Origin of the sequence: Streptomyces sp. SLBN-8D4, assembly GCF_049739545.1 — a bacterium.
Classification (GTDB): domain Bacteria; phylum Actinomycetota; class Actinomycetes; order Streptomycetales; family Streptomycetaceae; genus Streptomyces; species Streptomyces canus_C.
This window is the reverse complement of the sequence record NZ_JBMGQC010000001.1, coordinates 4346796-4366740: the sequence shown is the minus strand read 5'-3', so window position 1 is coordinate 4366740 and position 19945 is coordinate 4346796. Positions and strand designations below refer to the sequence as shown.

At 72.8% G+C, this 19945-nt stretch carries 18 protein-coding genes; 10 read left to right on the top strand and 8 right to left on the bottom strand.

What is annotated here, in order from left to right:
* Positions 1 to 178 precede the first annotated feature (178 nt).
* The 3 genes from RKD20_RS19620 to RKD20_RS19610 all read right to left on the bottom strand — a co-directional run bounded on the left by RKD20_RS19620 (position 179) and on the right by RKD20_RS19610 (position 3520).
* A complete protein-coding gene (locus tag RKD20_RS19620) occupies positions 179 to 700 on the bottom strand; it encodes a nuclear transport factor 2 family protein (RefSeq protein WP_424878848.1) in 522 nt (173 codons plus the stop codon).
* Positions 697 to 1602 carry a dihydropteroate synthase gene (folP, locus tag RKD20_RS19615; protein ID WP_424878847.1) on the bottom strand — a complete coding sequence of 302 codons (906 nt, stop codon included), beginning with the start codon at positions 1600 to 1602 and terminating at the stop codon, positions 697 to 699. The genes RKD20_RS19620 and folP overlap by 4 nt, the downstream gene beginning before the upstream one ends.
* A 106-nt stretch (positions 1603 to 1708) precedes the next feature.
* Positions 1709 to 3520 (bottom strand): phosphatidylglycerol lysyltransferase domain-containing protein, encoded by a 1812-nt coding sequence (locus RKD20_RS19610; protein ID WP_424878846.1) that lies wholly within the window; start codon positions 3518 to 3520, stop codon positions 1709 to 1711.
* Positions 3521 to 3694: 174 nt separating this feature from the next.
* On the opposite strand from RKD20_RS19610, the gene RKD20_RS19605 reads away from it, so the two are divergent.
* Positions 3695 to 4837, top strand: a complete 1143-nt coding sequence (locus RKD20_RS19605) for an alpha/beta hydrolase (protein WP_424878845.1) — start codon at positions 3695 to 3697, stop codon at positions 4835 to 4837.
* Between the two features lie 129 nt (positions 4838 to 4966).
* Entirely contained in the window at positions 4967 to 6244 is a 1278-nt protein-coding gene (locus RKD20_RS19600) for a hypothetical protein (protein WP_424878844.1), read from the top strand.
* A 45-nt stretch (positions 6245 to 6289) separates the two neighbouring features.
* Here the strand turns inward: RKD20_RS19600 and RKD20_RS19595 are convergent, their stop codons facing one another.
* Both RKD20_RS19595 and RKD20_RS19590 read right to left on the bottom strand, forming a co-directional pair.
* On the bottom strand, positions 6290 to 7633 hold the full coding sequence (locus RKD20_RS19595) for a PH domain-containing protein (protein WP_424878843.1): 1344 nt from the start codon (positions 7631 to 7633) through the stop codon (positions 6290 to 6292).
* Complete coding sequence (locus tag RKD20_RS19590; protein WP_424878842.1) at positions 7630 to 8133, bottom strand: PH domain-containing protein; 504 nt, start codon at positions 8131 to 8133, stop codon at positions 7630 to 7632. The genes RKD20_RS19595 and RKD20_RS19590 overlap by 4 nt, the downstream gene beginning before the upstream one ends.
* A 31-nt stretch (positions 8134 to 8164) precedes the next feature.
* Between RKD20_RS19590 and RKD20_RS19585 the strand changes: the two genes are divergently transcribed.
* Positions 8165 to 9316 (top strand): NADH-quinone oxidoreductase subunit D, encoded by a 1152-nt coding sequence (locus RKD20_RS19585; RefSeq protein WP_424878841.1) that lies wholly within the window; start codon positions 8165 to 8167, stop codon positions 9314 to 9316.
* On the opposite strand, the gene RKD20_RS19580 is transcribed toward RKD20_RS19585, so the two are convergent.
* Positions 9281 to 10309 (bottom strand): SAM-dependent methyltransferase, encoded by a 1029-nt coding sequence (locus RKD20_RS19580; RefSeq protein ID WP_424878840.1) that lies wholly within the window; start codon positions 10307 to 10309, stop codon positions 9281 to 9283. The genes RKD20_RS19585 and RKD20_RS19580 overlap by 36 nt on opposite strands.
* 118 nt (positions 10310 to 10427) lie before the next feature.
* On the opposite strand from RKD20_RS19580, the gene RKD20_RS19575 reads away from it, so the two are divergent.
* Positions 10428 to 11630, top strand: coding sequence for a sensor histidine kinase (locus tag RKD20_RS19575; RefSeq protein ID WP_424878839.1), 1203 nt, complete (start codon positions 10428 to 10430; stop codon positions 11628 to 11630).
* An 81-nt stretch (positions 11631 to 11711) separates the two neighbouring features.
* A complete protein-coding gene (locus tag RKD20_RS19570; RefSeq protein WP_424878838.1) occupies positions 11712 to 12383 on the top strand; it encodes a response regulator in 672 nt (223 codons plus the stop codon).
* A gap of 108 nt (positions 12384 to 12491) precedes the next feature.
* Here the strand turns inward: RKD20_RS19570 and RKD20_RS19565 are convergent, their stop codons facing one another.
* Positions 12492 to 13598, bottom strand: coding sequence for a DUF5937 family protein (locus RKD20_RS19565; protein ID WP_424878837.1), 1107 nt, complete (start codon positions 13596 to 13598; stop codon positions 12492 to 12494).
* Between the two features lie 99 nt (positions 13599 to 13697).
* Here RKD20_RS19565 and RKD20_RS19560 point away from each other — a divergent pair, with 99 nt between their 5' ends.
* The gene (locus RKD20_RS19560; RefSeq protein WP_424878836.1) at positions 13698 to 13913 is read left to right on the top strand and encodes a hypothetical protein; all 216 of its coding nucleotides are present in this window, start codon (positions 13698 to 13700) and stop codon (positions 13911 to 13913) included.
* Between the two features lie 3 nt (positions 13914 to 13916).
* Here the strand turns inward: RKD20_RS19560 and RKD20_RS19555 are convergent, their stop codons facing one another.
* Positions 13917 to 15155, bottom strand: a complete 1239-nt coding sequence (locus RKD20_RS19555) for a threonine aldolase family protein (protein ID WP_424878835.1) — start codon at positions 15153 to 15155, stop codon at positions 13917 to 13919.
* A gap of 171 nt (positions 15156 to 15326) precedes the next feature.
* On the opposite strand from RKD20_RS19555, the gene RKD20_RS19550 reads away from it, so the two are divergent.
* Genes RKD20_RS19550 through nadC form a run of 4 tightly spaced genes read left to right on the top strand, consistent with a single transcriptional unit; the run spans position 15327 to position 19943 of the window.
* Positions 15327 to 16256 carry a Rossmann-like and DUF2520 domain-containing protein gene (locus tag RKD20_RS19550; RefSeq protein WP_424878834.1) on the top strand — a complete coding sequence of 310 codons (930 nt, stop codon included), beginning with the start codon at positions 15327 to 15329 and terminating at the stop codon, positions 16254 to 16256.
* On the top strand, positions 16253 to 17245 hold the full coding sequence (panC, locus tag RKD20_RS19545) for a pantoate--beta-alanine ligase (RefSeq protein ID WP_424878833.1): 993 nt from the start codon (positions 16253 to 16255) through the stop codon (positions 17243 to 17245). The genes RKD20_RS19550 and panC overlap by 4 nt, the downstream gene beginning before the upstream one ends.
* On the top strand, positions 17242 to 18951 hold the full coding sequence (locus tag RKD20_RS19540) for an L-aspartate oxidase (protein WP_424878832.1): 1710 nt from the start codon (positions 17242 to 17244) through the stop codon (positions 18949 to 18951). The genes panC and RKD20_RS19540 overlap by 4 nt, the downstream gene beginning before the upstream one ends.
* 5 nt (positions 18952 to 18956) lie before the next feature.
* On the top strand, positions 18957 to 19943 hold the full coding sequence (gene nadC, locus RKD20_RS19535; protein WP_424878831.1) for a carboxylating nicotinate-nucleotide diphosphorylase: 987 nt from the start codon (positions 18957 to 18959) through the stop codon (positions 19941 to 19943).
* Positions 19944 to 19945 lie beyond the last annotated feature (2 nt).

Below are 19945 nucleotides of genomic sequence, written 5' to 3'. Positions count from 1 at the left end.
TGCGAGCACTGACAGGACCGGGCCACAGGGGCGCGGCCGCTGCCGGGGTCCGGAGGTTTCACCGTGTGTTTCCCCTGGGGAACCCGGCGGCTCACGGGTTGGTAGCCGCCCATACCCGGGGGTTCGTGATTCCAACCACTTCTTGGTCCCGATGGGTCCCGACGTGGTCCCGACGGGTTCAGGAAGGCGTTTCCTCGTCCCCGTTCTCGCCGTTCTCACCGTTCTCACCGTTCTCGGCCAGCACCGGGGAGGCGTGGTGGGACCACAGCTTCCAGCCCTCGGGGGTGCGGCGGAACACGTTCGTGGCGACCACCAGCTGGCCGACAAGCGGGCCGAGCTCCTCGTCGCCCTCGGGCGCCGGACCGCCGCTGAGGATGTTCTCGGTGCAGGTCACCAGGGCGGTGTCACCGGTGACGGAGACGTGCACGTCCGTGAGGAAGAACTGGATGTAGTCCGTGTTCGCCATGATCAGCGCGTACGACCTCAGGACCTCGCCGCGTCCGGTCAGCACGGGCCAGCCGGGGTGCACGCAGGAGACCACGCCGACGTCCGCCGGGTCGTGGTAGGTCTCGTCGACGCCCAGGTCGGCAGGGGTGAGCCAGAGCGCCGACAGCTCCTCGAAGTCGCCGCGCTCCAGTGCCTCGTAGAAGGCGGTGTTGGCGGCTTCCACCTGCTCCACGTCGGTGTGCGGGGCGCTCACCGGGCTCCTTCCGCGCCGTTGTCCGCGGTGCTCGCGCCGTCGGTGCGCGCTCCTTCCACGGCACGGGCGACCCGTACCGCGTCGGCCGTGGCGCGCACCTCGTGCACGCGCACCGCCCACGCGCCGGCGTGCGCCGCGAGCGCGGAGACGGCGGCCGTGGCGGCGTCGCGCTCGCGCGCGGGCGGCGGCGCGCCCTCGGGCCCGGCGAGGACACGGCCGAGGAACCGCTTGCGGGAGGCGGCGACGAGCAGGGGGCGGCCGAGGCCGAGGAGGCGGTCGAGATGGGAGAGGAGGACCAGGTCGTGCTCGGCGTCCTTGGAGAAGCCGAGGCCCGGGTCGACGACCACACGGTCGGGGGAGATGCCGCCCGCGAGGACGGCCTCCACACGCGCGTGGAGCTCGTCGAGGACCTCGGCGACGACGTCGGCGTAGACGCCCCTGACGTTGCCGCCCTCCAGGAAGCCCCGCCAGTGCATGACGACGAAGGGGGCGCCCGCGTCGGCGACGACCGGGATCATCGAGGGATCGGCGAGGCCGCCGCTGACGTCGTTGACGAGGGACGCGCCGGCGGCGAGGGCCTGCTCGGCGACGGAGGCGCGCATCGTGTCGACCGAGACGGTGACGCCCTCGGAGGCGAGGCCGCGGACGACGGGGACGACGCGCCGGAGCTCCTCGGCCTCGTCGACGCGGGTGGCGCCGGGGCGGGTGGACTCGCCGCCGACGTCGACGAGATCGGCGCCCTCCTCGACGAGGGCGAGGCCGTGCTTGACGGCGGCCGTCGTGTCGAACCAGCGGCCGCCGTCGGAGAAGGAGTCGGGCGTGACGTTCACGACCCCCATGACCGCGCAGCGGTCCCATTCCGGAAGGCCGGCGACGCGCCCGCGTCCGCTCTGCTTGCTCATGCGTTCAGCCTAGGCCCCGCGTGGAGCCGCGGGACCGCGCGGCCCGGACGGAAGCCCCGGGCTGGAGGAGGGGGGCTTCCGTCCGGGCCGGTCCCGGAGCGAGCGGTCACGCCGCTCTTACGTCCCGCTCTCCGACCGCGTGGGCACACGTGCGTGCGGTGTGCGAACGGCGGCGCAGGAAGCGCGGCAGCGGGAGGGCCAGGTCGACGAAGCCCTCCGCCTGCATCGCGGCGAAGCCGATGCGCGGGAGGTCGCCGGAGGCCCGGTACACGACGAAGCGGGGCTCCCAGCGGGGCTGGAACTTCGCGTTGAACTTGTACAGGGACTCGATCTGGAACCAGCGGGACAGGAAGACCAGCAGGCCCCGCCAGGCGCGCAGCACCGGCCCCGCGCCGATCTTCTCGCCGCGCGCGAGGGCCGAGCGGAACATCGCGAAGTTCAGCGACACGCGCGTGATGCCGAACTTGGGAGCCGCCTGGAGGGCGGCGACGATCAGCAGTTCGTTCATGCCGGGGTCGGCGGCGCGGTCCCGTCGCATGAGGTCGAGGGAGGCGCCGTCGGTGCCCCACGGCACGAAGTGCAGGATCGCCTTGAGGTCGCCGTACGGGCCGGGCTGGTCGTCGGCCTTGTGGGCGGTGGCGATGAGGCAGTCGCCGTCGGCGAGGTCGCCGATGCGGCCCAGGGCCATCGAGAAGCCGCGCTCGGTGTCCGTGCCGCGCCAGTCGTCGGCGGCCTGCCGCACGCGCTCCAGCTCCGTCTCCCCGAGGTCACGGACGCGCCGTACGCGGGTCTCGTAACCGGCCCGCTCGATGCGCTTGACCATCTGGCGGACATTGCGCATCGCGCGGCCGGCGAGCGAGAAATCCGCGACGTCCACCACCGCCTCGTCGCCCAGTTCGAGGGCGTCCAGGCCGGTCTCACGGGTCCAGACCTCGCCGCCGGTCTCCGAGCAGCCCATGACGGCGGGCGTCCACGAGTGCGCCTTGGCCTCGTCCATGAAGCGCTCGATGGCGCCCGGCCAGGCCTCCACGTCGCCGATCGGGTCGCCACTGGCGAGCATCACACCGGAGACGACCCGGTAGGTCACCGCCGCCTTGCCACTGGGGGAGAAGACGACGGCCTTGTCGCGACGCAGCGCGAAGTGGCCGAGCGAGTCGCGGCCGCCGTGCTTGGCGAGGAGCGCCCTGAGACGGGACTCGTCCTCCTCGGTGAGCTGGGCGGCGGGGTGCTCGGGACGGAAGGCGAGGTAGATCGTCGTGATCGCCGTGAGCAGGCCCAGGGCGCCCAGGGAGACGCCCACGGTCCACGAGGTGTCGCCCTGGTAGTCGACCGGGCCCTCGAAGCCGAAGAGGCCGTACAGGACGTGCGTGATGCGATCGGCCAGGCTCGGGTCGCCGAGCATGCGGTTCGGGTGGACGCTGACGATGATCAGACCGAGGATCAGGGAACCGGCGCCCATGAGGACGAAGTTGGCGAGCGCACGCCAGCGGCTGCGCGGGTCGGGCAGTGCCCTGAATTGGTCGCGGTGGCGCAGCAGCGGCGCGAGCAGGGCGAGCGAGATGGCGGCTCCGACGAGTGAGTGGCGGTACGTGAACTGCGCCAGCGCACCCGCCGGCAGCAGTGCCACGGCCGCCCGCCAGGCCCGGCGCTTGTGGCGCCTGAGGCCGTGGGCGAGCAGCAGCAACAGCACGCCGGTGCTGAGCGAGAGCGCGGCCGCGAACGGGCCGAGCGCGCCGGGCAGCACCTCGGCCATGGTGTGCATACGGCTGTGCCGGAAGCGTGGGAAGACGCCGGCGGCGATGTCCAGAAGCCCTACAAGCGCGCAGGCTCTGGCGACGAGGACGGGGACGGCCTCGGGGCGCGGGCCGTGCAGTGCACGCCGCAGCCGTGTTGATCGGATCGGAACCCCGCCCGACATTTCCTCATCTGTCCTGACAGACATCGCATCCCATGGTTCTGCGAGTGACTTTGGATCCGGAGCCCCGATTCGGGCATCCGGCGACATTGCGCCCTCTAGGACGGTGTCTCGTGAGGAGAGGTTCACTCACCTCCTCAAAGCCGTTTCAAAGGCCGAGGAAAGCGAAAGCAAGCAATGGGTCTCACGAGCAACAACACGCTGGTGCCGGCGGTCCTGGCCGCGGTGGCGCTCTTCGCCGGCACGGTGTGGCTCTGGCCACGGTTGGCGCGCCGTGGCTGGCGGTCCGTCAGCGGCCGGGTCGGGCTGCTGCTCGCGACGCAGCTCATGATCTTCGCGGCGGTGGGACTCGCCGCGAACCAGACCTTCGGCTTCTACGCCTCCTGGGCCGACCTGTTCGGCCGGGAGACCGATCAGGGCGTGGTGGTCGACCACACCCCGGGCACCCGGTCGAGCGGGCCCCTGAGGGTGACCGAGATCGGGGGCGTGCCCGGAAGGAGCGGCTTTCGGCCGTCGTCGGTCGGGCAGGTCCAGAAGGTCGACATCGTCGGCCCCACCTCGCACATCGCGAGTCCCGCGTACGTCTATCTCCCGCCGGAGTATTTCCAGGAGCGCTATCGCACGCGTACCTTCCCCGCGTCCGTCGTGCTCACCGGTTATCCGGGCACCGCGAGAGCGCTGGTGGACAAACTCCACTATCCGCGCACGGCTCTGCAACTCACCAAGGACGGCCGTATGCAGCCGATGATCCTGGTGATGCTGCGGCCGACGGTGGCGCCGCCGCGCGACACCGAGTGCGCGGACGTTCCGGACGGTCCGCAGACCGAGACGTTCTTCGCGAAGGACCTTCCGGAAGCGGTGACCGCGCACTACAGGGTGGGCAGGGAACGGGGAAGCTGGGGGATCATCGGGGACTCCACGGGCGGATACTGCGCGCTGAAAATCGCCATGCACCATCCCAAGGTATACGCCGCCGGAGCGGGCCTGTCCCCGTACTACAACGCCCCCGTCGACCCCACCACGGGCGACCTCTTCCAGGGCGACAAGAAGCTGCGCAACCGCGCGAACCTGTGGTGGTGCCTCAAGCACCTGCCCGCGCCGGACACCTCACTGCTCGTCAGCAGCAGCAAGGTGGGAGAGAAGAACTACAAGGACACCCTGAAGTTCATAGAGCGGGTGAAGGCGACGGAAACGACACGGATCTCGTCGATCATCCTCGAAAGCGGCGGGCACAACTTCAACACCTGGCGTCGGGAGATCCCGGCGACCTTGGAGTGGGTCAGCGGGCGGCTGAGCGGCAGAGGAGCGATCGGTGAGTGATCGAGGAGTGATCAATACGCCGAATTCGGCGGCCGTTCCGATTCCCGGTGTGGTGTGAAGGCCGCGGGATGGCTGTGTTTTTACGGGGCGGGGCACCATGGTTCGCCTACTCGCGGTAAGTTTCTGGCCATGCCACGTGGACGTCACCGCCATTCCCCGCCTTTGCACAGGCTGCTGCCGCCGTCGGCGATCGCAGGCGTCTCCCTCGTCTGCGCCTTCGGCCCCTGGGTGTTCTCCCAACAGGCCGTGCTGCGCGTGATAGCCGCGTTCGCCGCGGCGGTCGCGGTCGTCGGGGCGGCCGTCATGCGCCGTTGGGACGCGCAGGCGGGCAAGCAGGTCGCCGACCTCACGCGCGCGCGGGCGAGCGACGAGTGGCGGCACGAGGAGCGGGTCGCCGAACTCGAGACCGACCTCGAGGAGTCGCGGGAGCTGCGCGTCAAGCTGGAGCAGCGGCTGCGGGCGAAGCGCGCGGAGCTGGCGGGCCTGCGCAACGAACACGCGGCGCTGCTGCGGCGGTACGCCACCGCGGAGACCGAGCGGGCGAGCGCCCTGGAGGGCCGCAGGCTGCTGGAGATAGAAGCCGCCCCGGCGCATGCGCTGCCGTCGGCCGAGCAGGCCGACGCGCAGGCCGTGGCGGTGGCTGCCGAGGACGGGCCGGAGACCGGGGCCGAGGCGGGGACCGAGGCCGCGGGGTCCGCGGAGGACGCGAAGGCTTCTGAGGACACGGCGACTTCCGCGGCCACGGAGACTTCTGAGGACACGGACGAGAAGCCGGAGCGGCCCGCGATCTTCTCCCCGGAGGGATCCCGGCTGTTCCTCCGGGCGAACGCGGCCTTGAAGCGGCTCGACGAGGACGGCGGCGACGGGCCCGTCAAGACGCGGGCGAAGGCCGATCCCAAGGCCGGTCTCAAGACCGAGGCCGACTCCGGGAAGCAGCCGGCGAACACCGGTTCCGCCGCGCCGGACACCGCCGGTACCGAGGCGGAGGCCGCGCAGGAGGACGAGGCGCGGGGGAAGCCCGAGGCGGTCGACGGGCATGAGCGCGCGGCCGCCACCACCACGGCGAGAGCCGCCCAGCCGCAGCAGCAGCCCGCCGGGCACTTCATCGCGCCGACCGCGGTGGCCGTCGTGCCCACGGCTCCCGTGCGACGCCCGCGGGTCGAGGGCGGGTTCGACTTCTTCGGCACGAAGGCCGGGGCCTCGCGGGACGCGCTGGAGGCCGTGCAGAACGAGGACCTCGCCGACGTCGTCGGCCAGGAGGCCCTCGCCCTGCACAAGGCCGAGTCGGAGTCGGACTTCAAGCCGGCCGACGAGGAGTCGCGGGGCATCGGCCAGGTCATCGACCTGACGGCTCACGACGAGACGGAACAGATCGACCTGCAGGGGCTGCGCAGCGCCGTGTCCTGACGGACGCACAGGTCGCGCGAAGTCCTCGACGGGCACGGGGCACGGTCAGACCATCCAGCGGTCGGGCCGTGCCCCTTTCCGTCCCGTCCGCGACCTCTCCGCCTGCGCACCGAGCAGCTCCGCGGCCTCCTGTGCGCCCCTCAGGCGGGCCGTGACGGTCTTGTTCGCTCCCGTGTCCACATGTACGTCGGCGACCCGCCACAGCCGCTCCCAGGGCCCCTGCGTGAGCCGTACGCTCTGGACCTTCGCGTGCGGGACGAGCGCCAGGTTCCTGCGCAGCAGCCCCGTCCGCGAGGCGAACACCGCGTCGGTGACGGCGAGTCCGTGGCCGCGCCACCACAGGGGCAGGCACCGCCGGGCCCGCCGCGGGGGCCGCGACAGCGCCGAGAGGGGCGGCACGGTCACCCCGGGCAGCACGCGCGCGACGACCGCCTCGGCGACCTCGCGCGGCGCGACCGGCACCAGAACGGAGTTGGACGACCCGGCCACGTCCAGCTCGACGCGCACCCAGCCGCGCCGCCGCCACAGCAGCGGCTCCACGATCCGTACGGTCTGCACCCGCCCCGGCGGCACCGTCTCGTGGGTGCGGTCCAGGAGACCGTGGTCGATGCGCAGCCCGTCCGGGGACTCGCCCACCGTCCAGTCGTACTCGGTGACGAACCGGCCCACGCTGCTCGCCCCCGCCGCGCCGAGCAGCGGTACTGCGGTCGCGAGCACCGTCCACAGGCTGTGGGTGGCCCACCACAGCAGCGGCGGTACGACGAGGGCGGCGACCAGCGCGCCCCAGGTGGCTCCCGTCAGCACGAGGGAGAGGGCGAGATCGCGCGGGGGCGTGCGCATCAGCTCACGCGCCGGTGCCTCGCCGACCTCGTGCGCGGTCTCGGGGGCGAACCCGGCGGCGCGCGCGAGGAGTTCCGCGCGCAGGGCCCGCGCCTCGCGCTCCCCGAGGAAGGCCAGTTCGTCCTTCTTGTCGGTGCCGACGACGTCCAGCCGGAGCTTCGCGACGCCCGCCACGCGCGCGAGGAGCGGCTGGGTGACGTCGATCGCCTGGATCCGCTCCAGCCGGATGTGCGCGGTGCGCCGGAACAACAGGCCGGTCCTTATGCGCAGTTCGGAGTCGGTCACCGCGAAGTGGGTGAACCACCAGGTGAGAAAGCCGTACAGGGCGGCGGCCGGGACGATGACGGCGAGGGCGATCAGCAGGGTGGTGGTCGTCAGCCGGGTCAGCTGGCGCTGCGCCTGGTCGGGGTCGTGCACGGCCCACCCGATGACGACGGCGACCGGCGCCCACGCCCGCCTGAGCGGCGTTATGGGATGCAGTCGCCGCTCGGCGAGGGGTTCCCTCTCCCGCTTCTCCGCTACGGCGTCGTCGACGCCCGGCGTCGTCACAGGCCCGCCGATCGGGCCTCGCCGAGTTCGGTGAGCCGGTCGCGCAACCGCTCCGCCTCGGCCGGGTCGAGGCCCGGGATGGTCGCGTCGGTCGCCGCGGCGGCGGTGTGCAGCTGGACGCTGGCCAGCCCGAAGTGCCGCTCCACGGGCCCGGAGGTGACCTCCACCAGCTGCATGCGGCCGTACGGCACGACGGTCTCCTCGCGCCACAGCACACCCCGGCTGATCAGCAGGTCGTCGGCGCGCTCGGCGTAGCGCCAGGAGCGCCAGTTGCGGCCGAGCACCACCCAGCCCCAGCCGCAGAGGGCGAGCGGCAGCAGCGCGAACGCCGCCCACACGGGCCCGCACAGCAGCCCGAGCAACAGCCCCAGGCCCACCGCGAGCAGTCCCAGCCACACCACCAGCAACAGCCGCCGCATCCGCAGCAGCCCCGGCGGCAGCCCGATCCACACCGGTTCGTCGCCCGCGACCTCTGTGTCCTGCCCGCTCCCCGTCTCCATGGGGCCAGCGTACGTAGGAGAGACTGTGTCCATGACTCCTACGACGGAGACCACGGTCGGCATCGGCGGCGCCGCGGAGAGCACCGACATGGTGCTCAACATCGGACCGCAGCACCCGTCCACCCATGGCGTGCTGCGCCTGAGGCTGGTCCTGGACGGCGAGCGCATCATCAGCGCGGAGCCGGTGATCGGCTACATGCACCGCGGCGCGGAGAAGCTCTTCGAGGCGCGCGACTACCGCCAGATCATCATGCTCGCCAACCGCCACGACTGGCTGTCGGCCTTCTCCAACGAGCTGGGCGTGGTCCTCGCCGTGGAGCGGATGCTCGGCATGGAGGTCCCCACGCGCGCGGTGTGGACGCGCACGCTGCTGGCCGAGCTCAACCGGGTGCTGAACCACCTGATGTTCCTCGGCTCGTATCCGCTGGAGCTCGGTGGCATCACCCCGGTCTTCTACGCGTTCCGGGAGCGGGAGGTCCTCCAGAACGTCATGGAGGAGGTCTCCGGCGGCCGCATGCACTACATGTTCAACCGGGTCGGCGGCCTCAAGGAGGACCTGCCGGCCGGCTGGACCACGCGTGCGCGTGCCGCCGTCTCCGCCGTGCGCTCGCGCATGGACCGCTTCGACGACCTCGTGCTCGGCAACGAGATCTTCCGGGGGCGGACCAGGGACGTGGGCGTCCTCGCCCCGGAGACCGTCCACGCGTACGGCGTCAGCGGGCCCGTCGCGCGCGCCTCGGGCGTCGACTTCGACCTGCGCCGCGACGAGCCGTACCTCGCCTACGGGGAGCTCCAGGACACCCTGAAGGTGGTGACCCGGGGCGAGGGCGACTGCCTGGCCCGCTTCGAGGTGCTCCTGGAGCAGACCCACAACGCCCTCGACCTCGCCGACGCCTGCCTGGACCGGCTCGCCGAGCTGCCTCCCGGGCCGATCAACCAGCGCCTGCCCAAGGTCCTCAAGGCGCCCGAGGGGCACACGTACGCGTGGACCGAGAACCCGCTCGGCATCAACGGCTACTACCTCGTCAGCAAGGGCGAGAAGACCCCGTACCGGCTGAAGCTGCGCTCGGCCTCGTACAACAACATCCAGGCGCTGGCCGAGCTGCTGCCGGGCACGCTGGTCGCGGACATGGTGGCGATCCTGGGGTCACTGTTCTTCGTGGTCGGGGACATCGACAAGTAGGCCGTCGACCAGCAGGCCGTCGACGCCTACGGGCTGGATCAGCCAGCCGAAGTCGCCGAGGCCGCCCGCCGCGGTGAGTTCGGCGGCCTCTCCGGCGCGCGCGAGGGCGCGTACGTATGCAGCGGGTTGTGTGGAGGCCAGTGAGAGCGGGGGGCGTGCGCCCCCGATGCCCAGGGCGCGCAGGGCCTCGCGCTGCGTCAGCACGCGCCCTCCGGGGAGCGCGCACGCGTCCAGCGCCACATGGGCCGTGAGATCGCACGACCCGTCCGGCACGGGTGCGCACTCGCGCCCCTCACGGAAGCCGGTGAGCGTCCCGAACGGGGGGCGCGAGGACGCCGTGTGCGCGTAGTCGACGGCCACCGCGAGGCCCCGGCCGACCGTCGCCACCGCCGACGCCCACGCCTCGTCCCGGGGCAGGCCGATCTCGGCCCGCAGCCCTTCCCCGGCCGTCAGCGGCCACCACCGGTCCAGCCACTCGGCCTCCGCGCCGGCGACCGGTTCCCCGAGGCGTTCGCGGCCGTCGCGTCGTACGAGAACCCTTCGCGGCAGGCCCGAGGAGTCCGTCTCGGCGATCTCCACGGGTACGTTGTCCAGCCATTCGTTGGCGAACAGCAGCCCGGTGATGTCCTTCGGCGGCTCGGACAGCCACTCGATCCGGTGATCGAGAGCGGCGGGGCGGTCGGCGACTTCGACGGCGTGCACGCGGGTGCGGGCGTTCACCTCCGCGGGCAGCGCGGCGAGGACGCCGCCGGCCAACTCGCCCCGCCCCGCGGCCATGTCGACGAAGTCGAGCCGGGCCGGCCGGTCCAGCGCCTCGTCCAGGCGGCACAGCAGCCGGGCCACGGCCTCGGCGAACAACGGGGAGGCGTGCACGGACGTACGGAAGTGTCCGGCGGGCCCCTCCGGCCTGCGGTAGAAGCCGTCCGGGCCGTAGAGGGCGGCCTCCGTGGCGGCCCGCCAGCCGGTCCAGCCGCCGGTCGTGTCATTGGTCACGCCGCCAGGCTAGGCGCACAGGGGAACGGGGCCTCCACCTTGGGGAGTACGCGCGGGCGGTACGGATCGGTCCTCCGGTTGACCCCTGCACACATCACGCTTCCCTACGCTGGGTTACGTGCAGCGCCTCTATGACTTCCTCCGCAGGCACCCGACAGGGGTGGACGTCTTCTGGGCCGTCTTCCTGCTCGGGGTCTCGCTCGCCAGCGAAACCGCCCGTGGGGAGTCCCGGGGGACCCAGTCCCCACTGGCGATCGTTCCGATCGTCCTGCTGCTGTGCCTGGTGGTCGCGCTGCGCAGGCGCATGCCGGAGCGGATGCTGCTGCTGGCCGTCGGGCTCGGTGCGGCGCAGCTCGTGCTGGACGTGGAGACCACGTCCGCCGACTTCGCCTTGCTGGTGATCGTCTACACCGTGGCCGCCACGGGCACCCGCTGGGCGTCCCGGCTGGCGCTGACGGTCGGCCTGTGCGCCGCCCCCGTCGCACAGCTGCGCTGGCCCAACGAGCACTCCGGCCCGCTCGGCAACGTCGCGATCATGGTCTTCCAGGCCGTGCCGTTCGCCCTGGCCTGGGTGCTCGGCGACTCGATCCGCACCCGCCGCGCCTACTTCGCGCAGCTGGAGGAGCGCAACGCCCGACTGGAGAAGGAGCGCGAGGCACAGGCCAAGGTCGCCGTCGCCGCCGAGCGCGCCCGGATCGCCCGCGAGCTGCACGATGTCGTCGCGCACAACGTGTCCGTCATGGTCGTCCAGGCCGACGGCGCCGCCTACGTGCTCGACGCCGCGCCCGACCAGGCCAAGAAGGCCCTGGAGACCATCTCCTCCACCGGCCGCCAGGCCCTCGCCGAGATGCGCCGCCTGCTGGGCGTGCTGCGCACCGGCGAGCACCAGGAGGGCGGCGAGTACGTCCCGCAGCCCGACGTCGAGCAGATCGAGGACCTCGTCGAGCAGTGTCGCGGCTCCGGGCTCCCCGTCGACTTCAAGATCGAGGGCACCCCGCGCCCGCTGCCCAGCGGGGTCGAGCTCACCGCGTACCGCATCGTGCAGGAGGCGCTCACCAACACGCGCAAGCACGGCGGGCCCAACGCGGGCGCGAGTGTGCGCCTGGTCTACTTCGACGACGGCCTCGGCCTGCTCGTCGAGGACGACGGCAAGGGCGCCCCGCACGAGCTGTACGAGGAGGGCGGCGCCGACGGCGCGGGCCACGGCCTGATCGGCATGCGCGAGCGGGTCGGCATGGTCGGCGGCACCCTGGACGCGGGCCCCCGCCCCGGCGGAGGATTCCGCATCAGCGCGCTGCTCCCGCTCAAACCCGCGCATTGACACCGACGCGCGCCCCCTGTTGACACCTGTCACGCCCCCTGGCGACATGCCGTACGACCCCGAGGAAACGGAAGAGGACCGATGACGATCCGCGTGATGCTCGTCGACGACCAGGTGCTGCTGCGCACCGGGTTCCGGATGGTGCTCGCAGCTCAGCCGGACATGGAGGTCGTCGCGGAGGCGGGGGACGGGGTGGAGGCCCTCCAGGTGCTGCGCGCGACCGCCGTGGACGTCGTCCTCATGGACGTCCGCATGCCGAAGCTCGACGGTGTGGAGGCCACCCGCCGCATCTGCTCGGAGCCCGACCCGCCGAAGGTGCTGATCCTGACCACCTTCGATCTCGACGAGTACGCCTTCTCCGGGCTGAAGGCGGGCGCCTCCGGCTTCATGCTCAAGGACGTGCCCCCCGGCGAGCTGCTCACCGCGATCCGCTCGGTGCACAGCGGTGACGCCGTGGTCGCCCCCTCGACGACCCGGCGCCTGCTCGACCGGTTCGCGCCCATGCTGCCCACCACCGGCAAGGAGCCCCAGCACAAGGAGCTGGAGCGGCTCACCGGCCGCGAGCGCGAGGTCATGGTGCTGGTCGCGCAGGGGCTGTCCAACGGCGAGATCGCGGCCCGGCTGGTGCTGTCCGAGGCGACCGTGAAGACCCATGTCGGCCGCATCCTGACCAAACTGGGCCTCCGGGACCGGGTGCAGGTGGTGGTCCTGGCCTACGAGACAGGGCTGGTGCGCGCGGGCGGGCAGGGCTGAGGCGCGACCCGGACGGACGTGGTCCGGACGGACGCGGCCCGGGGAGACACGGCCGGGGATGACACCGTTTCCGGTCAGACAGCGTCCGGGAAGACGTCCGGGCTCGGGCTACCTCAATATCCCTTCCAGGAAGTCGCTGCCGAGCCGCGCCACCACGGTGACGTCCAGCTGGTGCAGGACGTACCGACCGCGGCGGCGGGTGGTGACCAGGCCCGCCTTCTTGAGGACGCTCAGGTGCCGGGATATCTCCGGGGCGGTCATGCCCTGCACCTGGGCGAGCTCGCTGGTCGTGTGGGCGCTGCGGGCCAGATGCCGGCACAGGCGCATCCGGACGGGATGGGACAGCGCGGTCAGCCGCAGGGTCAACTGCTCGACCGAGGGCGGGGAGGCGAGCTCGGGGGAGCCGACAGGGTAGTGCAGGGCGGGCTGCCAGCCGTACCGGTGCAGGACGCTCAGGTGCGGCCAGCCCAGGCTCGTGGGGATCAGCAGCAGACCGCCGTCCGCCGTGGCGCTGTGCCCGATGCCCAGCTTGTCGACCGTGATGTGGCCCGTGGCCTCGTCGAGCGTGACCGCCGGCGACACCGCGGTCAGCGCCTCCGCGAGGCCCTTGCGGCGCAGCAGGTCCGTCTTGTGGCGGGCGTCCGCCGCGAGCTGGTGGCGCAGCCGGGACCAGGTGTCGGCGAAGAACGCCTCGTCGCAGTCCGCCACGAACTGCCGGAACCAGGCCCGGATCCGGGGCGGGTCGGCCAGCAGCCGCTCGGCGAACCGCACCTGGCGCGGTCCGCGCGAGGCGGCCAGCTCCAGGGCACGCCGGTGCAGCGCGCCGTCGGAGAGCACGCTCGGGCCGTGCGAGGAGTACGGCAGCGCGCAGGTGAACTCCAGGGCCGCGTCCACGAACTGCTCGTCCGTCAGCTTGTCGAGCAGGTCCAGGTCCTCGGCGATGCAGGCCCCGGGGAGGGTGGCCCGGCCCGCGACCCCGGCGAACGGCATGAACAGGTCCGAGAACGTCGTCCGCCACAGGAAGTCCGCCTCGCACATCCGGTCGGCCAGATGCGGGTCGAGCCGCGCGGTCACACCCGTCACCCAGGCCTGGAGTCCCGGATGGTGCCCCGGTTCGGCCAGCGCGTGCAGCGCCATGCCGAGCTCGGCCAGGGGCGAGGGCACGACGGCGACCCTCTCCGGCCGCAGCCCCGCGATGTCGATGCGCACGCTCATGACCTCATGGTGCACCCCGCCACCGACAACGCCGTGCTCGATTGACGGTGGCCGTCAATCGACGCGACGCGGCCGCCGCTCGCGGCTCAGCCTGGAGCCATGAGCATCACCCAGCAGCACCTCCTCGACACCTACCGCGCCCGGCACCTCGGCACCCCCGCCCCGTCCGCGCCCGGCGCCCACGACGTGCGGGTCGTGCGCGAACTGGGCGAGTACCGGCGGTTCCGGGCGGTCCTGGCGGAGCGGCCCGCCCGGGCGCGGCTGCGGCACGCGTTGCGCCGTCGGCTGCTCGGGCAGGCCCGCCCGAGCTGCTGACCCCTAGCCGGCGACCTCCCGCAGCCGGGCGGCGAAGTCGGCCGCTGCCGCCTTCACGTCGGCCGCCGTCCACTCCAGGGCGGCGGCACGGACGTTGACCTCGGTCATGGACAGGCCGGGGCCCTTCTCGTCCCAGGAGGAGATGAACAGGGCCGTCCTCGTCTCCTCCGACTGCCGGATCGCCGCCTCGGAGAGCGCGTCGACGCCGTACGGCAGCCAGACCTGGAAGTCGAAGGTGTGCGGCACCTCGGGGTGGACCCGCGCCCACGGCACCCCGGCCTCCGCGAACCCCTCGCGCAGTGCGGCGGCCACCACGCGCGCGTGGGTCACGTACTCGGGCAGCCTGGGCAGTTCGTGTTCCAGCCCCGCGAGTGCCGACAGGGCGGTCGGGAACTGCTGGAACACCGCGCCTCCGTACCGGTGCCGCCAGGTCCTCGCCTCCTCGATCAGGCTCTTCGGGCCGGCGAGCGCGGCACCCCCGAAGGCTTGGAGGGACTTGTAGAACGACACGTAGACGCTGTCCGCGAGGTCCGCGATCTCGGCCAGGGGGCGGCCGAAGTGGACGGTGGTCTCCCACAGGCGTGCGCCGTCGAAGTGCACCACCGCGTCCCGCTCGCGTGCCGCCTCCACGACCTCGGTGAGCTCCTCCCAGGTGGGCAGCAGGAAACCGGCGTCCCGCAGGGGCAGTTCCAGCATCAGCGCCCCGAAGGGCTCCTCGAAGTGGCGTATCTCGTCGGCCGTGGGCTGTCGCGGTTCGCTCGTCACCTGGACCGGGCGCAGACCGGAGACCTGCTGGAAGGCGTCGCGTTCGTGCACTTCGGGGTGGGCCAGGGGATGCAGGGCGACGGTGGGGTTGCCGGTACGGCCCGCCCAGCAGCGCAGTGCCACCTGCTGGGCCATCGTGCCGGTCGGGAAGAAGGCGGCGGCCTCCTTGCCGAGGAGACCCGCGACCCTCTCCTCCAGGGCCGCGACAACGCCGTTGCCGTAGAGGTCGGACGGCTCGTCCAGGTCGTAGAAGGTGTGCGCCCCGTCAAGCAGCGCCAGGCGCTCGCGGAGGGGGTCGTACAGTCCGAGCCTCGCCAGCGTGCGCTCCGCGCTCCGGTACGCGCTGATGCGTCGTGCGCGGCGGTGCAGGAGCCGGTCCTCCTCCGTGAGGTGCTCCGACGGCGCCTCCTCCGTGACCTCCTCCGGCAATACCTGGTCCGTCGCCTGCCCGGCTCCGTGCTCCTGTTTGTCACTCATGTGCGGATCATCTCGTGCGCCCCCGAACCCGAGCGCGTCAATTTCCGCACGCGCGGCCCACGGAAACCCACAGCCTGTGGACAACCGGACGCCCTCCGAACCGATCGCGTTAACATGACGAGAAATCGTCCGGTACCCAGATGCGGACTGGAACGGGAAGGCCGCCGTCGCGTGAGTACAGCCCAACAGCCAGACAGCAAGGACCGCCCCGCGCGGCTCACCGTCGGCGTCGTCGGCGCCGGCCGGGTGGGGCCGACGCTCGCCGCGTCCCTCCAGCTCGCCGGACACCGCCCGGTGGCCGTCTCCGGAGTCTCCGACGCCTCCAGGCGACGTGCCGCGCTGATGCTCCCGGACGTCCCGCTCGTCACTCCCGCGGACGTCCTCCAGCGCGCCGACCTGGTGCTGCTGACGGTCCCCGACGACACCCTGCCCGGTCTCGTCGAGGGCCTCGCCGAGACCGGCGCGGTGCGGCCGGGGCAGCTGCTCGTGCACACCTCCGGGCGGTACGGCGCGAAGGTCCTCGACCCCGCCCTGCGCGCGGGCGCCCTGCCGCTGGCCCTGCACCCGGCGATGACCTTCACGGGCACCCCCGTGGACGTCCAGCGCCTCGCGGGCTGCTCCTTCGGCGTCACCGCCCCGGAGGAACTGCGGCTGGCCGCCGAGGCCCTCGTCATCGAGATGGGCGGCGAGCCCGAGTGGATCGACGAGGACAAGCGCCCGCTGTACCACGCGGCCCTCGCCCTCGGTGCGAACCACCTGGTCACGCTGGTCGCCCAGGCCATGGAGCTGCTGCGCTCGGCCGGCGTCGAGGCCCCCGACCGGATGCTCGGCCCGCTGCTCGGCGCCGCCCTGGACAACGCCCTGCGCTCCGGCGACGCGGCCCTCACCGGCCCCGTCGCGCGCGGTGACGCCGGCACCGTCGCCGCGCACGTCAGGGAACTGCGCGAGCACGCCCCGCAGACCGTCGCGGGCTATCTGGCGATGGCCCGCGCGACCGCCGACCGGGCGCTCGCCCACGGCCTGCTGAAGCCGGAGCTGGCCGAGGACCTCCTCGGGGTACTCGCCACCGGGACCGACGGCGCCGAAGGAGACGCCCGATGACCACGACCCTGCTGCGCACCGCCGACGAACTGCACGCACGCTCGCGCGTGGGCCGCCGGGCCGTCGTGATGACCATGGGCGCCCTGCACGAGGGCCACGCCACCCTGGTCCGCACCGCCCGCGAGCTCGCCGGACCGGACGGCGAGGTCGTCGTCACCGTCTTCGTGAACCCGCTCCAGTTCGGCGCGGGAGAGGACCTCGACCGCTATCCGCGCACCCTGGACGCCGACCTCAAGATCGCCGAGGACGCCGGCGCGGACGCCGTCTTCGCGCCCTCCGTCGACGAGGTCTACCCCGGCGGCGAGCCCCAGGTACGCATCAGCGCGGGCCCGATGGGAGAGCGCCTGGAGGGCACCTCCCGCCCCGGCCACTTCGACGGCATGCTCACCGTCGTCGCCAAGCTGCTCCACCTCACCCGCCCCGACATCGCCCTCTACGGCCAGAAGGACGCCCAGCAGCTCGCCCTGATCCGCCGGATGGTGCGCGACCTGAACTTCGGTGTCGAGATCGTCGGCGTGCCCACCGTGCGCGAGGACGACGGCCTGGCCCGCTCCAGCCGCAACCGCTACCTCTCACCGCGGGAACGGCGCACGGCACTCGCGCTCTCCCGTGCCCTGTTCGCGGGCCGCGACCGCCACGCTGCCCAGGAGGCGCTGCGCGCACGGGCCCGTGAAGTGCCCGCCACGCATGAGCGTGCCGAAGCCCTGAGCGCCCTCGGGGAGTCCCGCGCGGCCGCCGACGCGCACGCGGTCGCGAAGGCCCTGCCGGGAGCCCCGTCGGCGGTCCGCGCTGCCGCCCGGCAGATCCTGGACGACGCCTCGCGCCAGGACCCGCCGCTCGCCCTGGACTACCTCGCACTCGTCGACCCGTCCGACTTCACCGAGGTCGAGGACGGTTACACCGGCGAGGCCGTCCTCGCCGTCGCCGCCCGGGTGGGGACGACCCGGCTGATCGACAACATCCCCCTGACCTTCGGAGCCGCCTCGTGACCGCCACAGGCATACGACTGCACGCACCCGCGCCCGGGTGGTCCATCGACGCGGACGTCGTGGTCGTCGGCTCCGGCGTCGCCGGCCTCACCGCGGCCCTGCGCTGCCAGGCCGAGGGCCTGAGCACCGTCGTCGTCACCAAGGCCCGCCTCGACGACGGCTCCACCCGCTGGGCGCAGGGCGGCATCGCCGCGGCCCTGGGCGAGGGCGACACCCCCGAACAGCACCTGGACGACACGCTGGTCGCGGGCGTGGGCCTGTGCGACGAGGAGGCGGTGCGGATCCTCGTCACCGAGGGCCCCGACGCCGTACGCCGCCTGATCGCCACCGGCGCGCACTTCGACGAGTCCGAGGCGGGCGACCTGGCGCTGACCCGCGAGGGCGGTCACCACCGGCGCCGGATCGCGCACGCGGGCGGTGACGCGACCGGCGCGGAGATCTCCCGGGCGCTCGTCGAGGCCGTACGCGCGCGAGGACTGCGCACGATCGAGAACGCGCTCGTGCTCGACCTGCTGACCGACGCCGAAGGCCGCACGGCGGGCGTCACCCTGCACGTCATGGGCGAGGGACAGCACGACGGCGTGGGCGCCGTGCACGCCCCCGCGGTCGTCCTCGCGACCGGCGGCATGGGCCAGGTGTTCTCCGCGACCACCAACCCGTCCGTGTCGACGGGCGACGGTGTGGCGCTCGCCCTGCGCGCGGGCGCCGAGGTCAGCGACCTGGAGTTCGTGCAGTTCCACCCCACCGTGCTGTTCCTCGGCCCGGACGCCGAGGGCCAGCAGCCGCTCGTCTCCGAGGCCGTGCGCGGCGAGGGCGCCCACCTGGTCGACGCCGACGGGGTGCGCTTCATGACCGGGCAGCACGAGCTGGCCGAGCTCGCCCCCCGCGACATCGTCGCCAAGGGCATCATGCGCCGCATGCAGGAGCGGGACGCCGAGCACATGTTCCTCGACGCCCGGCACTTCGGCGCCGAGATGTGGGAGCACCGCTTCCCGACGATTCTCGCCGCCTGCCGTGCCCATGGCATCGACCCGGTCACCGAGCCCATCCCGGTCGCACCGGCCGCCCACTACGCCTCCGGCGGCGTGCGCACCGACTCCAAGGGCCGCACGACCGTCCCGGGCCTGTACGCGTGCGGCGAGGTCGCCTGCACCGGCGTGCACGGCGCGAACCGGCTCGCCTCCAACTCCCTCCTGGAGGGACTGGTCTACGCCGAGCGCATCGCCGCCGACATCACGGCGAGCCGCGCCGGCCTCCACGCGCGCGTGCCCGCCCCCGTCGACCAGCCCGAGAGGCCCGCGCACCCGCTGCTCGCCCCCGAGGCCCGGTTCGCGATCCAGCGGATCATGACCCAGGGCGCGGGCGTGCTGCGCTCCGCCGAGTCCCTGTCCAAGGCCGCCGCCGAGCTGCAGCAGCTGCACGCCGACGCCCGGGACGCCCTCGCCGAGAACGGCAAGACGGCCGAGCCCGGCGTCGACACCTGGGAGGCCACCAACCTCCTGTGCGTGGCCCGTGTCCTGGCCGCCGCGGCCCTGCTGCGCGAGGAGACGCGCGGCTGCCACTGGCGCGAGGACGCGCCCGACCGCGACGACGCGGCCTGGCGCCGCCACATCGTCGTACGGCTGAATCCCGACCGGACCCTCGCCGTACACACCACCGATACCGCAGACTTCCCCCCGACCCGGCAGCACCTCCAGGAGCAGTGACACCAGTGAGCACCGACGACCTTCCCCTCGCCCCGTCCGGCGGCTGCGGCGACGGCTGTGCCTGTGGCACCGCCTCCGACGGCCTCGACGAGGAGTACCTGGAGTGCGGGCTGGACCCCGCGCTCGCGCAGCTCCTGGCCGACGCCGGGCTCGACCCCGTGGAGGTCGAGGACATCGCCAATGTCGCCATCCAGGAGGACCTCGACCACGGCGTGGACGTGACGACCGTCGCGACCATCCCCGAGGACGCCGTCGCCACCGCCGACTTCGTCGCGCGCGAGGCGGGCGTCGTGGCCGGCCTCAGGGTCGCCGAGGCGGTCGTCTCGGTGGTGTGCGAGGACGAGTTCGAGGTCGAGCGGCACGTGGAGGACGGCGACCGGGTGGAGGCGGGACAGAAGCTCCTGTCGGTCACCACGCGCACGCGTGACCTGCTCACCGCCGAGCGCAGCGCGCTGAACCTGCTGTGCCGGCTCTCGGGCATCGCGACCGCCACGCGCGCGTGGGCGGACGCACTGGAGGGCACCAAGGCACGCGTGCGGGACACCCGGAAGACGACTCCCGGCCTCAGGTCGCTGGAGAAGTTCGCGGTGCGGTGCGGGGGCGGGGTCAACCACCGCATGTCGCTGTCCGACGCGGCGCTGGTCAAGGACAACCACGTGGTCGCCGCCGGTGGCGTCGCCCAGGCCTTCAAGGCCGTACGGGAGACCTTCCCGGACGTGCCGATCGAGGTCGAGGTCGACACCCTGCACCAGCTGCGGGAGGTCGTGGACGCGGGCGCCGACCTGATCCTGCTGGACAACTTCACGCCCGGTGAGTGCGAGGAGGCCGTCGCGCTCGTGCACGGACGGGCCGCGCTGGAGGCCTCCGGGCGGCTGACGCTGGCCACCGCGCGCGCGTACGCCGACACCGGGGTCGACTACCTCGCCGTGGGTGCGCTCACCCACTCCTCGCCGATTCTCGACATCGGCCTCGATCTGCGCGAGGCGGAGTAGTC

Coding starts and splice junctions, on each gene's coding strand:
- folP (WP_424878847.1), bottom strand. CDS start 1,602: ATGAGCAAGCAGAGCGGACGCGGGCGCGTCGCCGGCCTTCCGGAATGG.
- RKD20_RS19610 (WP_424878846.1), bottom strand. CDS start 3,520: ATGTCGGGCGGGGTTCCGATCCGATCAACACGGCTGCGGCGTGCACTG.
- RKD20_RS19605 (WP_424878845.1), top strand. CDS start 3,695: ATGGGTCTCACGAGCAACAACACGCTGGTGCCGGCGGTCCTGGCCGCG.
- RKD20_RS19600 (WP_424878844.1), top strand. CDS start 4,967: ATGCCACGTGGACGTCACCGCCATTCCCCGCCTTTGCACAGGCTGCTG.
- RKD20_RS19590 (WP_424878842.1), bottom strand. CDS start 8,133: ATGGAGACGGGGAGCGGGCAGGACACAGAGGTCGCGGGCGACGAACCG.
- RKD20_RS19585 (WP_424878841.1), top strand. CDS start 8,165: ATGACTCCTACGACGGAGACCACGGTCGGCATCGGCGGCGCCGCGGAG.
- RKD20_RS19570 (WP_424878838.1), top strand. CDS start 11,712: ATGACGATCCGCGTGATGCTCGTCGACGACCAGGTGCTGCTGCGCACC.
- RKD20_RS19565 (WP_424878837.1), bottom strand. CDS start 13,598: ATGAGCGTGCGCATCGACATCGCGGGGCTGCGGCCGGAGAGGGTCGCC.
- RKD20_RS19560 (WP_424878836.1), top strand. CDS start 13,698: ATGAGCATCACCCAGCAGCACCTCCTCGACACCTACCGCGCCCGGCAC.
- RKD20_RS19555 (WP_424878835.1), bottom strand. CDS start 15,155: ATGAGTGACAAACAGGAGCACGGAGCCGGGCAGGCGACGGACCAGGTA.
- panC (WP_424878833.1), top strand. CDS start 16,253: ATGACCACGACCCTGCTGCGCACCGCCGACGAACTGCACGCACGCTCG.